The following is a 13,420-nucleotide window of genomic DNA, read 5'->3' as shown; positions in this document are numbered from 1 at the left end:
AGCGTATAATGAGTCAGTTTTTTCATATTCATCCAGATAATCCGCAACCACGTTTGATCAGCCAAGCGGTTGATATAATTAAACAAGGTGGTGTGATTGTTTATCCAACCGATTCAGGCTACGCAATTGGTTGTAGTATTGGTAATAAGCAAGCAAAAGAGCGCATTGAGCGTATCCGTGGTGTTGAAAAACATCATAACTTTACTTTGGTATGTCGCGACTTATCGGAGCTATCAACCTATGCTCGCGTTGATAATCAGTTATTCAGATTAATTAAAAATAACACTCCAGGGCCTTATACTTTTATCTTCAAAGGCACTAAAGAAGTACCAAAGCGTTTATTGAACGAGAAGAAAAAAACCATTGGTATTCGTGTTATAGAACATCCGATCACTTGTGCTTTATTGGCTGAGTTAGGTGAGCCTTTAATGTCGTGTTCTTTAATTTTACCGGGTGAGCAATTTACAGAAGCTGATCCTGATGAAATTCGCGATCGCATTGAAAAGCAAGTTGATTTAATTATTCATGGTGGTTATCTTCCTGAACAGGCAACCACAGTGATTGATTTGTCGGATGATGATATCGAAATTTTACGTGTGGGTTGTGGTGATACTAAACCATTTGAACTGTAGAGACTTCATTGACTAGCCAAGAGCTTGATGCCCAAGATAACTTACAAGAGCCAGTACAGCAAAAGCTGCCACTGGCTTTTTTGCATGGCAAAGCGGTGGTCGACAAACCTGAAGACTTATATATTCCTCCCGATGCGTTGGAGATCATTTTAGAGACCTTTGAAGGCCCTCTTGATTTACTTTTGTATTTAATCAAAAAACACAAACTAGATGTGCTAGAGCTCTCTATTTTTAGCATTACTGAGCAATACGTTAGTTATGTTGAAATGATGAGTGAGTTTCAGCTTGAACTGGCTGGTGAATACCTTGTCATGGCAGCGTTATTAGCACAAATTAAATCAAGATTATTGCTACCAAAACATGAAGAGCTTGAAGAAGAAGAAGACCCACGAGCTGAGCTTGTAAGACGTTTACAGGAATACGAACAATTTAAAAAAGCTGCCGAAAATCTTGACGAAATTCCTCGCGAAGGCCGCGATATCTTTGTAGCCGAAGCAATGGTGCCAGAATTTGGTGAGCGTGAGTTACTGTTACCTGACGTTGATATGAAAGACTTGTTAGTTGCACTAAGCGACGTTATGGCCCGAGCTAAAACATTTGAGCACCATCATATTACCGCAGAGGCTTTATCGACCCGTGAACGTATGAGCTTAATCTTAGATAAGCTCTCAGAAGCCCAATCACAGTTGCCTTTTAGTACTCTTTTTACTATTGAAGAGGGCAGAAGCGGTGTTGTAGTTAGCTTTATCGCCATGTTAGAACTGGTGAAAGAAAACCTGATCAGCTGCTTTCAGGTAGATGCCAATAGCCAGATATATGTTGGTTTAGTGGAAGAGAGCGAATAGCTGGAAGCTAAAATTTTTCTGTTTAAAGCTTTAAGTGGTTAGATTTAAGTTTCAAAATCTGTGCCTTCTTCATGGCAAGTAGGTCATCAACAATCAAGATAATCACTAAAGTCTGCTTTGTATTCTAATAAAACACATAACTTACAAAGTGTTAAACAATTGCGCCAAGACTCAGTAGCTGATAAGTTGGTTTTTCCCATTTTGGGGTAAGCCTACTATTAAGGAAAATATAATGAAAAAGTTAGGAATGCTACTGTTATCTCTCGTTGCATTTGGAGCCTCAGCTGCAGAAAATTTGCAATTAGACCTTAACCTTTATTTGAATAATCAACTTGTAAAAACGCACGTTGTTAAAACTGAAGAAGACAAAACTCAAACAGTGACTGCAGATGATATTCTTAAATTTGATGTAACCCCTACATTGGACGAGCAAATTGTGACACTAACATCAGCACTCTATAAATTTGAAAATGGCTCTTACAATAAATTTCAGGAACCTAAGTTAATGGTAAACCTTAACGAACCTGCAACGATTGAGGTTGGAACTGAGGGTGTTGAAGTGTACAGGATTGAAATAACAGCAAGTAAAATATAATTGCTAACTATCTACCCAGGTGTTTATTGAAAATACTAAACACCGAGTAGTGCAAGAAATCATTAAAATGACTAAGTAGTGAACTAATAAAAAATAGATTTCAATAAACAAGATAAAAAGTACCTAAAATGCTTGATTTGAGTATTTTAAGGGCATTAGCTCCTAGGGGAGAAAATGAATACACTAGAAGAATTGAAAGCTCACTCACCAAATTGTTTTTCGAATTTCGTATTAAAGAGTTTAGAGCTACCACAACTTCAACTTGATGAGCTATTTGTGAGCAAAGCTGTTCATTGTAAATGCGGGCACGATGCTTATTCTGTTTTAGGCCACAAAGAAGTTGAAGTTAAGGGTTTCTTTCGCAAACGAGAAAATGTGAACATTCTACCTCCGATATACCTTGAATGTTTAAATTGTGGTTCTGTGCAATTAATTTTTGACCCAGAAAAATATGGGTGGGATGGTATCAATGGCGATAACGCAAATGTTGTCGGTAAAGGAAAGCCTGTTCCTCTTGGTTTCGAAGGCAAGGTTGCTATTTTATACAGCTATCAAGGTCTAGAAAATTACGTGGATATTTCCTCGGAATTTGGTAGAGATATGTTTGATACTTTTGGTTTGTATATTTATAACCATAATAAGCTAGAGCCTATTATTAATTGTGAATGCGCATAATTTGCGATTCAGATTTGAATCAATCTACTTAGATAGTGCGATTTTAGTATTATTTAATTCACTGATTAGCAAACGGAAATTTTAAGGAAAGCAGATGCAAAGTAAACACTTTACAATCAAAACCATGACCAAGAAGGAAGTCGAGCTCATGATTGATTGGGCTGCAGCAGAAGGCTGGAATCCAGGCCTTAATGATGCAGAGTGTTATTTTGCTGCTGATCCTGAAGGATTTCTGGTTGGTTTTCTTGGCGATGAGCCTATTGCTACAATTTCTGCCATTAATTATCACGATGCATTTGGCTTTATCGGCTTTTACATTGTTAAACCTGATTACCGAGGCAAAGGTTACGGAATACAAATTTGGAATGCCGCGTTAAAGCGCCTTGAAGGGTTGAATATCGGCCTTGATGGTGTGGTGGAACAGCAAGAAAACTATAAAAAGTCTGGTTTTAACCTGGCCTATCGCAATATTCGTTTTGCAGGAGTCGGTGGTGGTAATTCACGGCAAAATTCAGATATTGTTGATCTTGCCACTGTGCCATTCGAAATTATTGACGCATACGAACAGGCTTTTTTCCCAGTAAATAGGGCAAACTTTACTAAAGCCTGGTTAAGCCAACCCCAATGCGACGCTTTGGGCGTAATGAGCAATGGGGAATTGGCAGGATACGGGGTAATTCGCAAATGTCAGAACGGCTTTAAAATTGGCCCTTTATTTGCCGACTCACCAGAAGTGGGTGAATCTTTGTTCCTTGCTTTAAAATCTAAAGTGACTGCATCTGAAGCTATTTTCCTTGATACGCCAGAAATCAATCAAGCTGCTGTCGCTTTGGCACAGAAATACAACATGCAGGTGTCATTTGAAACCGCCAGAATGTTTACCGGCGAATGTCCGAGCTTGCCATTAAATCGTATTTTTGGTGTCACTTCTTTTGAAATCGGCTGAGTTAGATTTAGAATTAACTTATATCTCCCAATTAAACTTTACTAAAGAGTGTGTATTCCATTGTCTAAGATAGTGAGGTTATCTCTATATTAATTGTCATAATGTGTGTTACAAGCAGGCTAAAATCTTTGGGGGGATAATGATTAATAGTGTAATAGAAAATAAATGAAGTTATTAACTTGTATTGTGTTCGCCAAGCAGTTGGTAATAGCACATCCTTGAGTTTAGGCTTTGGAAAAAAAGATAACGAAGCTAGTTCTGGAGAGTACCGTGAATGGGAAATTGGAACATATTCAAGTAATTGGAGAGTTATTAAAAATAAACAGGTAATTTGTGCATGTTTAGATGACGTTGAAACAAATGAAGAGCTAGATGAAAAACTTAAAACTATCAGTTTTGGTTCAATTAGGGCTGTATCTCAAAATGATGTTGGCGACGTAACTTTATCTTTTGATAACTTTGTTCTTGTAGAAATTCTGTGTTTATCAGATGAGGACGACGAAATGTTTCATGTTTTCTGCCCTAATTCAGAATATATTGAATATAACCCTTGCTCAGGTTGGAGAATTGGTCGTTCTGACTCCCCTTGGAGGTAATGATTTGAAACCACAGCCAGCAGAAGTTGGCTTTGTTTTTTTGGTGAAAAAAGTCGAAATTGCCTATATCAAATTACCGTATAGTACCTAACACCTTCTGTCTTTTTCCTTTCCACTTTCCCCTTTCAACTTTGCCTAAGGGTGTGCATATACGCACAGAAGCTGTTCGTTTTACGCTATTTTCATTATATAAATCCTAAGCTAAGCTGTACTTAGTTTCGTAATTCTCATAGGAAATGAGTATGTTAAAGAATTCAAAGTCAACTTATGGCTGGGTCGCCATCTTAGTGCACTGGTTAATGGCACTTGGGGTGTTTGGTTTGTTTGGCTTAGGCGTGTATATGGTTGAGTTAACCTATTATGATGCATGGTACAAAGGCTCTTTGGATTTACATAAAAGCGTGGGTATTACCTTAGCGGCATTATTGTTGTTTCGTTTTGGTTGGCGCTTGTTAGGTACTCAACCTGAGCCTGTTGCTGGTAGCTCAAAGGCAATGAATCATGTTGCTCACTCAGTACATAAACTGATTTATTTAGCTCTAATCGTTATTGTGACATCGGGCTATTTAATTTCTACGGCTGATGGCCGTGCAATTGAAGTATTTAATTTATTTGCTGTACCGGCATTACCAGAGTCGGTCGCAAACCAAGAAGATACTGCAGGTAAAATTCACTTTTATGCCGCGTATGGGCTAATAGCTGTGGTTGTTTTACATGCTTTAGGGGCACTAAAACATCATTTTATCGATAAAGATAAAACCTTAATTAGAATGATCAAACCATTGAAGGATGATTAATATGAAAAAATTACTATTAGGCACAGCACTAAGTGCTGCACTTTTCTCAACAGCAAACGCAAATGCAGCTGACTACGTTATTGATACAGACGGTGCACACGCATTTGTAACTTTTAAAATTAAGCACCTAGGTTACAGCTGGTTACATGGTCGCTTTAATACTTTCTCAGGTGATTTTAGCTATGACGATAAAGCGCCTAATGCATCTAAAATCAATGTAACGATTGATACTAAAAGCATCGACTCAAACCATGCTGAGCGTGACAAGCACTTACGCAGCAAAGACTTCTTAAATGTTGATAAATACCCAACTGCAACATTTAAAAGTACCTCAATCAAGTTTGATGAAGACGGTGATGAAGCGGATGTTACAGGTGAATTTACCTTAAATGGTGTTACTAAAACCATTACTTTTGAAATTGATAAAATTGGTGAAGGTAAAGATCCTTGGGGTGGTTACCGCGTTGGTTTTGAAGGCGAAACAAGCCTAAAACTAGCTGACTATGGTATCGACTACAACCTTGGCCCAGCATCAACACATGTTGATATTGGTTTATTTATTGAAGGTATTCGTAAGTAACAACAGTTTAAATCAGTGCCGCTTAATGGGCGGCACTTTCATTTCTTTTAATTAATCTCTTTTCCAAAATAGGCTGCAAATTATCGGGTAGCCACCTTATCATCACATCGTGAAAAGCCTGACTATGGGCTATTTTTTCAAGCGTAATATCTAACTGTTTTATATGCTCACTACCTTGTTCGTTATTCGTACAGCCAATATAACCAAGGCTTAAATCGGGCGCCTCTGACAGTGTCAATTGTGTGAGCTCATCTTCAAATCCCATTGAACGAGCTAAATAGTAATGCTCGCTGGGGTAGCCAAGCAGTATATCAATTCGTTTCTTATTAAGCATGTATGTCAAACTTGCTAAAGTGTCGCGACCGGGTCTTGAGATAATATTGGCATCATGGCTGGTGTTTATAACATTATCTATGTCCTTACCAAATGAGCGACTCATAGACACTCCAAGAGCAAGGTGCTTATCTGCAAGTAATGTTTTTAATGAAACAGGCTTTGCTGTGTTCAGATCTAGAGTATTCACTAACTCTTTTCTAATTGCTATAGAAGGGGATAACCCAACTGTTGATGTATGTTTAGAAAAAACAATATGCTGACGGCGATGCTCACTTTGGTACAAAGATAGCATACAGTAATTATTATATGGATTTGATAGCTCATGCACTGCGCGACTTGCAGGAAACAGGGAGCGCTTAAAAGTGTAATCAGGCATCGCTTGTTCAAGCAGTTTGATTACGCTCTCATCTCGCCCTGTACCTTCATACTTGTCATTCATGATGTAGTAGGGAGCAAAATCAACCATGATCCACTCAATGACTTTTGGTTGTTCAGTTGCCTGTGAAACAGCACTGCAAAAAAATAACAAAAGCAACCAGAAACGACGCATTGTTACTACCTATAATTAAGTATTGTTAAATCTAAGTTTAGCAGGGATTTAGGTTTGTGATAGTAGGTATGTAGACTATAACGCCAGCATTGTAGCTGGCGTTAATCGGTTGGTTTTAGTTGGCTTTTAACCACTTAACAAATTGACGGGCATCACTCGCCTTTTGGAAAATGGCATTTTTCAAGCCCTGCGTGTCACTAAAGATTACACGCTGTTTGTTAACCGAAATTGATTGCACTGGATGTGCGATTTGGATCAAAGATCCATTGTATTTATATGACATAATAAAACTCACTCTTTCTTTTTGTCTGTGTCTGTAGAGCTTTAAAAGGCATTAAAAAATACAGACCGACATTTGTTGTCTTGCATACAGTGTTGACTAAGTTTGTGACAGTTTAGTGATGATTTATAAATTCATCTAAATGTCATTTAGCAACTCGGGTTGCAAGTGTTTATACGAATATGCGGGAATTACTGGATCAAGGTAAGGGGTTAACCGCGAGGTTTTTTAAAACCAGAGGACTAGATTACGTTAAGATTTTTCATAGTGCAAGGTTTATTTTTTAAACACAGCAATTAATTTCTGGATATTTTTTCGAAACAAGTGTAGTGTGAATTGGCACAAAAACAACAATAAATAGGTATGATCATGAATTACCTGTTAGTAACGGATATTTTTGGGAAAACTGCGCATTTAACCCAGCTTGCTCAGCAGCTTCGTGGCAAAACGTGCCTATGTGATCCATATTCGGGTCAAATTCAACTTCCTATTAATGAACAGTTTCAATATCAACACTTTCTGACTCATTGTGGCCATGACGGTTATCTCGAAAAAGTGCATCTGAAGATGTCATCCCTGCGTGAGCCTACAACAATTATCGCGTTTAGTGCTGGAGCAACAGCCGTTTGGCGTGCTCAAGCAGAGTTGAAAAATACAGCGATAAAACGGGTTATTGCTTTTTACCCATCACAAGTGAGAAATCACCTTGAGCTTGAGGCGTCTATTCCTTTTAGGTTTATTTTTCCTAAAAAAGAAACGCATTTTGAGCTTGCTCCGGTGGTGTCTGCTTTAAAAGCCAAAGCAGGTGTTCAATGTGACATTACACAATATGAGCATGGGTTTATGAACCCTTTATCAGATAACTTTAATCAACGCGCTTTTCAGTACTTTACAAAACAACTTTTGCTCAGCCATGATTGCGAACAACTCGTGACTAATGCATAAAGACTAGTCTATAGTTATTACTAAACAATATTATAAGTAATAACTATGACGGACCATTCAAATTACAGCCACTTTTTATCGAACCCTGTTGCTAAACCCCCCTGTCGCATGACGAATGCGCAAATGTATGGTTTTTTTGTCTCAGCATGTGAGCAAAAGATGCAGGCTTATGTTGATACCACATTGAATTTACTGGCTACAGATTCAGTCTCTTTTAATGTATTAGGTAGCAGTTGCTTGCTCACCTTTACTGACATAGAAAAAATCTCCTCTTTGACACCTCCCTTTTCAGAGCATGGGTGGATGCAAGAAACGGATATCATTATTTGGCTTCCCGTAGCAAAAATGGTCAAGGGAGATATTAATCACCTCTACTGGTATCCGGCGTTTATCAGCGTAAATAACATTTATGCTTTAATTAATGGCAGAGAGGCGTGGGGTTACAATAAATATTTATGTGAATATCAAATGCCATCTGCGTTAGATGACGCTGGTCGGTTTGCTATATCCCTTGAATGCTTTGATGTGTTTAAACCTGATTCTAAATTAGCAATGCATGAGTTGCTAACTATTGAGCAAACGGACGCGAGCATCTCTGAAAATTTGCTCGACAACGTTTCACGATTTTCAAAACGCGTTGCTGATTTATTTGACCCTCAAGTTAAAGGTATTGACTTAGCACTGCTAAAACAATTGTTAGAGGGTTTCATTCATCCCCAGATGGATCAAATTTTGTTTAAGCAATTTCCCGATGGAGAGGGTGATAAAGCAGTTTATCAGAGCGTGGTTCATTCACCGTCTGTAATCAAAAAAGTCCATCAGTTAACACTTTTACATAATGATTTTAAGCTTAATGTTAAATCTCTGGCGAGTTTTCCGCTTAATGACATGTTCGGCATAGCACTTGGCAAACAATCTGTTCACTTACCGTTTTACGTCAATATGGATTTTGACCAACTTGGCGCAACTCAAGTTTTACCAGAGTAAAGGATAACCATGCAAAAAGAAAAAATTACTATTGTCGGTGGCGGTGTAGCAGCAATGACCGCAGCAGTTTATCTGACAGAGCAGTCAGACTGGCAGCAACATCGTGAAATAACCGTGTATCAACAGGGCTGGCGCTTAGGAGGCAAGGGCGCAAGTGGTCGTAATAGCCATTTTGGTCAGCGTATTGAAGAGCATGGTTTACATGTGTGGTTTGGTGCTTATGTAAATAGTTTTCGTACCCTTGAAGGAGTATATAACTCACTCAACCGACCTGCTAGTTGTTCGCTGGCAACCTGGCAGCAGGCATTCAAACCGCATAGTTTTATTGCTTTGCAAGAATTCATTGATAACGAATGGCAAACTTGGCCTATTGATTTTCCAACAGTTGCTGGAAATCCTGCTGATGGCAGCCTTGATATTTCGGTGTGGGATTTTATCACCATGACATTAGCATGGCTCAAAAAATGGACAGAAGGCATTGAGCTAGTGTGTCAGCAGCACCAAGCTAAAACAAAATTGGTGACCAAAAAATCACGAGATCAGTCTTTACTTAAGTATATGTACCAAGAGATCAAAACGGATATTGATACCCAGCTTAGTGGGGCAAGGCAATTTATCGATGATATTGAGGCGGGAGCGGCAGAAGTAGTATCAAGCCCTCGCTCATTACTGACGCACTTATTGCAGTTTACTTCGCAGCAAACAACCCACACAAGTAAACAAGCTGATCGCCTCGTTATTTGGTATATCGTTCGCAAGATAAAGCGTTGGTTCAAAGAGCAGATAATTGACTTACTGGATGAAAACGCAGAATTAAGACGACTTTATATCTGCGCTGACTTAGCCATTGCTATGCTCACAGGGCTGATAAAAGATAAAGTCTACCGAGATGGCTTTGGTGTCATTAATTGCTACGATTTTCGTCAGTGGCTTGAAAAAAATGGAGCTAACAAAACTTACAGTGTGAATTCAGCACCGGTACGCGGTTTTTATGATTTAGTGTTTGCTTATCCAAATGGTGATTTTAATAAGCCGAATGTTGAGGCCGGTGTGGCTGCGCTTGCTATGTTACGTATTGGCCTTTGCTATAAAGGCGGTGTAATGTGGAAAATGCAAGCGGGTATGGGCGATGTTATTTTCGCGCCAATTTATGAATTATTAAAACAGCGTGGCGTTAAGTTTAAGTTCTTCCATCAGTTAACTAACTTATCTGCTGGGCAAACTGACCAAGGTGAGCCGCTGGTAAGTGAAATAGAGCTTTGTCAGCAAGTGAGGCTAAAAAATGAAGACTATGAGCCGTTAATTGATGTTAAACAATTACCTTGTTGGCCAAGTGAGCCAATTTACTCACAAATTAATTCTGAACAAGCACACCTTCTGCAAGAGTATCAAATAAACCTTGAGTCTTTTTGGAGTAACTGGCCAGAAGTTTACCAAGAGCATTTTAATACAGCACTGCCATCTATCACTCTTCGTCATGGTATCGACTTTGATACGCTTATTTTAGGTGTGTCGGTTGCTTCACTTGAGCATGTAGCCCCAGAATTACTTGCTGTTGATTATGCGCTCTCTCTGCAAGCAACAAAAGTTCAAAGTGTGGCTACGCAAGCTTGCCAAGTCTGGTTGAATAAAACTAACCAGCAACTGGGTTTTAAAGACACAGTGCCAAGCAATGAGGGGCCTATATTAAGTGGTTTTGTTGAGCCGTTTGATACCTGGGCTGCGATGGGTAATTTAGTCGATAAAGAAGATTGGCCAAGCGACAGTGGCCCACAAAATATTGCTTATTTTTGTAGTGCATTTAGTTGTGATAGTTACCCTCCTGCAACTGCGCATCAGTTTCCAGAGCAAATGAAGGCAGAAGTCAAACGCAATATGCATAATTTGTTTAGTTCAGATATGCAGGCACTTTGGCCTGATGCGTATGTTGATAACAAATTTGATTGGCAGGTTTTTTATAGTGATCCTCACAGTATTTTACCAGTATCAGAACAGCAGTACTGGCGCGTTAATATAGACCCCAGTGAGCGCTATGTGTTATCTGTGGTTGATTCGAGTAAATACCGCCTTGCAACTGATGGTAGTCAGTTTGTCAATTTACGGATCACTGGCGATTGGATAAAAACCGGAGTTAATGCGGGCTGTGTTGAAGCTGCTGTAATGGCTGGTATGCAAACGGCACGTTCTATTTGCGGTCTACCCAAAACGATTAGCGGTGAACATGCGTTTGAAAAAGAATGATCATGCTGATAGCAATTATGGTGTTGATTACAAATAACTAGCCTTTGTTATTTGTATGCGACTTTAATCTTTGTTTTGGTCTATACTAAGCTGGAAATTACAAGAATTTAACAGGTTTCCCTCTTTTAAGGTCAAAATGCGAATGAAGCGTCCTTTTCTTATTGATCCAAAGCTGAAGACACTATCTTGTTCAAGCTTGGTACTCTGTGTCATTGCAAGCGCTGCTGCGCAGGCTGCAGAGACTAGAAAAGACATGGAAGTCATTAGTGTATACGCACAAAAGCGTCCTCAAGCAATTGAAGACGTTAGCGTGGCGGTGAGCCAAGTGAAAGGACAATTACTCAAGAATCAACATATTAAAGATTCAACTGAGATTGGTTTATTCTCACCTAATGTAAAAATAACGCAAAACGCCGCAGAGGGGACACCTCCCGCAATAAGTATTCGTGGGGTGGGTCTTCTTGACTACAACACCGCAAATACGTCACCTGTTGCCATGTATCTTGATGGTGTGGCTGTTGGCTCAGCCAATAACCAAATTGTGAATTTGTACGACATTGAGCAACTCGAAATTTTACGCGGCCCACAAGGGACTTTATTTGGTCGTAATTCAACGGGGGGGGCTATCCTTATTCGCTCAAATCGGCCTGAGCTTGATAGCTATGGATCATTGAGCTTAGGAGTAGCCAATAACAATGGCACGAGCCTCGATGGCGTGTGGAATCAGCAATTAACTGACTCTAGTGCATTGCGTATTGCTGTTAACTATCAAGACTACCAATATTCAACAAAAAATACCTTTGCAGATTCGCCAACGGCAGGCATGGAGCAAAAAAATGCCCGTGTATCTTTTTCGTCTGAATGGGATGAGGTTGATCTTTACCTGCAAGCGCATATTGAAGATTGGGACGGTATTGTCCAGCCTGTAGGGAGTATTGGTGTTGTAGCGAACCCTTTAACCGGTGAACTTTGTTCACCAGCAGAGGCGGGGTCAACACGCTGTGTTGATAATTTTGGCTTTAATGATGGTAGTGACGACTTTTTTGAGGTAAGCGTAAATAATGACTCACCTCATAAATCTGATGGCTATGGCTTTATCGCTGAAGTAAATTGGCATGTAAACGAGCAAACTACATTTACTTCATTGTCGAGCTTTAATGATCTACAAAGAAGTCATGCCTTTAATTGCGATGGTTCACCAGCTCGCTTATGCGAAGGGGTACTTGGGTTAGATACCCAAATGTTTAGCCAAGAATTTAGATTGTTAAATGAATTTGCAGATTACACGCTAACGAGTGGTGTTTATTTCGCGGATGAAACCATTGAGCAAGATAATTTAAATGATATTTTACGCGATTTTCGCGGCATTTTACCGACAAACTTAACCGCGACCTTTATTTACGATAACGAAATCAAGATGCAAAATTTGGCTGTATTTAGCCAAATTGAAGTGCCTGTCGCAGAACAATGGATGATTACAGCAGGTCTTAGATATGACTATGAATCACTAGAGTATGACTCAATCGCCACATTAAATACCGTGGTTGATGTGAACGATTTAAGTGGTGTGCTGGTGCCATTTTATCGCGTTACTGATGAGCAATCAGATAACGGTTTTACAGGGCAAATTGCGGTTAATTACCGTTATTCTGATGCAAGCAATGTTTATTATCGATTTGCAAATGGCAGTAAAAGTGGCGGCTACAATGGCGGATTCTTATCATCTGAAGAACAAGCAATTTTAGCGAATTACGGTAAAGAGCGCTTGAATGCCCATGAAATTGGCTTAGAGTCGTACTGGCCTAAGCAACAATTAAGAATGAACTGGGCGGCGTTTTATTATGATTACAACGACCAACAAGTGTTTATGAACCAAGCGTCAGAAACACCACAAATGCCGCCTGTGCAATTACTTGAAAATGTTGCTGATTCAATAATCTATGGCCTTGAAACTGAAATTAACTATCAAGCAACTAAGCAATTAGCCATGTTACTTGCTGTGGGTTATATCCCCCATGCAGAATTTGAGGACTATGTTGACCCACTTGGTAATAGCATTACCGATAATCAACTGCCTTTTACCTCTAAATGGAATGTCTCAGCGGGATTAAAATACGATACCAGCTTGGCGTCGTATCCGTTATCGGCCAACATTATTTACGATTATCAGTCTGAGTTTTATTTTGACCAGAACATGAATCCCTATGCCCGCCAAGAAGCCTTCAGTATTGTTAATGCGCATCTAAAATACGATGTTGATAATTGGTCATTTACTTTGTGGGGCAAAAATTTATTTGATACTGAATACAGTCAGTTAAAGTTCGATTTAAGCTCGTTCCTAGGCATGCTTGAAGACTTTAAAGGAGAAGGGAGACGATATGGTTTTGACGTTTCTTTTCAATTTTAATTACCAGC

Annotated in this window: 14 protein-coding genes; 12 read left to right on the top strand and 2 right to left on the bottom strand. The window is 39.3% G+C overall.

Annotation, left to right across the window (positions count from 1 at the left end):
- Positions 1–8: 8 nt before the first annotated feature.
- The 8 genes from QL229_RS04995 (at position 9) to QL229_RS04960 (ending at position 5,666) form a co-directional block, all read left to right on the top strand.
- Entirely contained in the window at positions 9–632 is a 624-nt protein-coding gene (locus QL229_RS04995; protein ID WP_135925218.1) for an L-threonylcarbamoyladenylate synthase, read from the top strand.
- A gap of 8 nt (positions 633–640) precedes the next feature.
- The gene (locus QL229_RS04990; protein WP_138557342.1) at positions 641–1,477 is read left to right on the top strand and encodes a segregation/condensation protein A; all 837 of its coding nucleotides are present in this window, start codon (positions 641–643) and stop codon (positions 1,475–1,477) included.
- Between the two features lie 232 nt (positions 1,478–1,709).
- Positions 1,710–2,072 carry a hypothetical protein gene (locus QL229_RS04985; RefSeq protein ID WP_138557343.1) on the top strand — a complete coding sequence of 121 codons (363 nt, stop codon included), beginning with the start codon at positions 1,710–1,712 and terminating at the stop codon, positions 2,070–2,072.
- Between the two features lie 174 nt (positions 2,073–2,246).
- Positions 2,247–2,747, top strand: coding sequence for a hypothetical protein (locus QL229_RS04980; RefSeq protein WP_135925212.1), 501 nt, complete (start codon positions 2,247–2,249; stop codon positions 2,745–2,747).
- A 94-nt stretch (positions 2,748–2,841) separates the two neighbouring features.
- The gene (locus tag QL229_RS04975; RefSeq protein WP_138557344.1) at positions 2,842–3,693 is read left to right on the top strand and encodes a GNAT family N-acetyltransferase; all 852 of its coding nucleotides are present in this window, start codon (positions 2,842–2,844) and stop codon (positions 3,691–3,693) included.
- Positions 3,694–3,911: 218 nt separating this feature from the next.
- Complete coding sequence (locus QL229_RS04970) at positions 3,912–4,289, top strand: hypothetical protein (protein ID WP_138557345.1); 378 nt, start codon at positions 3,912–3,914, stop codon at positions 4,287–4,289.
- Between the two features lie 242 nt (positions 4,290–4,531).
- A complete protein-coding gene (locus tag QL229_RS04965) occupies positions 4,532–5,086 on the top strand; it encodes a cytochrome b (protein WP_281546514.1) in 555 nt (184 codons plus the stop codon).
- A 1-nt stretch (position 5,087) separates the two neighbouring features.
- Positions 5,088–5,666, top strand: a complete 579-nt coding sequence (locus QL229_RS04960; RefSeq protein ID WP_138557347.1) for a YceI family protein — start codon at positions 5,088–5,090, stop codon at positions 5,664–5,666.
- 22 nt (positions 5,667–5,688) lie between these two features.
- Here QL229_RS04960 and QL229_RS04955 read toward each other — a convergent pair whose 3' ends face one another.
- Positions 5,689–6,552: a TIGR02285 family protein gene (locus QL229_RS04955; protein WP_138557348.1), complete on the bottom strand. Its 864-nt coding sequence runs from the start codon at positions 6,550–6,552 to the stop codon at positions 5,689–5,691.
- Between the two features lie 115 nt (positions 6,553–6,667).
- Positions 6,668–6,835 (bottom strand): hypothetical protein, encoded by a 168-nt coding sequence (locus QL229_RS04950; RefSeq protein WP_165381452.1) that lies wholly within the window; start codon positions 6,833–6,835, stop codon positions 6,668–6,670.
- 366 nt (positions 6,836–7,201) lie between these two features.
- Here QL229_RS04950 and QL229_RS04945 point away from each other — a divergent pair, with 366 nt between their 5' ends.
- From QL229_RS04945 to QL229_RS04930, 4 genes are all read left to right on the top strand, one after another.
- The gene (locus tag QL229_RS04945; RefSeq protein ID WP_168246738.1) at positions 7,202–7,777 is read left to right on the top strand and encodes a dienelactone hydrolase family protein; all 576 of its coding nucleotides are present in this window, start codon (positions 7,202–7,204) and stop codon (positions 7,775–7,777) included.
- Between the two features lie 123 nt (positions 7,778–7,900).
- A complete protein-coding gene (locus tag QL229_RS04940; RefSeq protein ID WP_281546513.1) occupies positions 7,901–8,764 on the top strand; it encodes an acetoacetate decarboxylase in 864 nt (287 codons plus the stop codon).
- 9 nt (positions 8,765–8,773) lie between these two features.
- Complete coding sequence (locus tag QL229_RS04935) at positions 8,774–11,005, top strand: NAD(P)-binding protein (RefSeq protein WP_138557351.1); 2,232 nt, start codon at positions 8,774–8,776, stop codon at positions 11,003–11,005.
- A 142-nt stretch (positions 11,006–11,147) separates the two neighbouring features.
- Positions 11,148–13,412: a TonB-dependent receptor gene (locus QL229_RS04930; protein ID WP_281546512.1), complete on the top strand. Its 2,265-nt coding sequence runs from the start codon at positions 11,148–11,150 to the stop codon at positions 13,410–13,412.
- The last annotated feature ends 8 nt before the right edge of the window (positions 13,413–13,420 follow it).

This window comes from Pseudoalteromonas sp. PAR1 (assembly GCF_947311895.1).
GTDB lineage: Bacteria > Pseudomonadota > Gammaproteobacteria > Enterobacterales > Alteromonadaceae > Pseudoalteromonas > Pseudoalteromonas lipolytica_C.
This window is presented reverse-complemented; position numbering and strand designations above follow the sequence as displayed.

Bases quoted from the DNA above. Each gene is read 5' to 3' on its own strand.
- QL229_RS04930 (WP_281546512.1), top strand. From the start codon at position 11,148: ATGAAGCGTCCTTTTCTTATTGATCCAAAGCTGAAGACACTATCTTGT.
- QL229_RS04975 (WP_138557344.1), top strand. From the start codon at position 2,842: ATGCAAAGTAAACACTTTACAATCAAAACCATGACCAAGAAGGAAGTC.
- QL229_RS04950 (WP_165381452.1), bottom strand. From the start codon at position 6,835: ATGTCATATAAATACAATGGATCTTTGATCCAAATCGCACATCCAGTG.
- QL229_RS04995 (WP_135925218.1), top strand. From the start codon at position 9: ATGAGTCAGTTTTTTCATATTCATCCAGATAATCCGCAACCACGTTTG.
- QL229_RS04955 (WP_138557348.1), bottom strand. From the start codon at position 6,552: ATGCGTCGTTTCTGGTTGCTTTTGTTATTTTTTTGCAGTGCTGTTTCA.
- QL229_RS04985 (WP_138557343.1), top strand. From the start codon at position 1,710: ATGAAAAAGTTAGGAATGCTACTGTTATCTCTCGTTGCATTTGGAGCC.
- QL229_RS04935 (WP_138557351.1), top strand. From the start codon at position 8,774: ATGCAAAAAGAAAAAATTACTATTGTCGGTGGCGGTGTAGCAGCAATG.
- QL229_RS04980 (WP_135925212.1), top strand. From the start codon at position 2,247: ATGAATACACTAGAAGAATTGAAAGCTCACTCACCAAATTGTTTTTCG.
- QL229_RS04940 (WP_281546513.1), top strand. From the start codon at position 7,901: ATGTATGGTTTTTTTGTCTCAGCATGTGAGCAAAAGATGCAGGCTTAT.
- QL229_RS04965 (WP_281546514.1), top strand. From the start codon at position 4,532: ATGTTAAAGAATTCAAAGTCAACTTATGGCTGGGTCGCCATCTTAGTG.
- QL229_RS04945 (WP_168246738.1), top strand. From the start codon at position 7,202: ATGAATTACCTGTTAGTAACGGATATTTTTGGGAAAACTGCGCATTTA.
- QL229_RS04960 (WP_138557347.1), top strand. From the start codon at position 5,088: ATGAAAAAATTACTATTAGGCACAGCACTAAGTGCTGCACTTTTCTCA.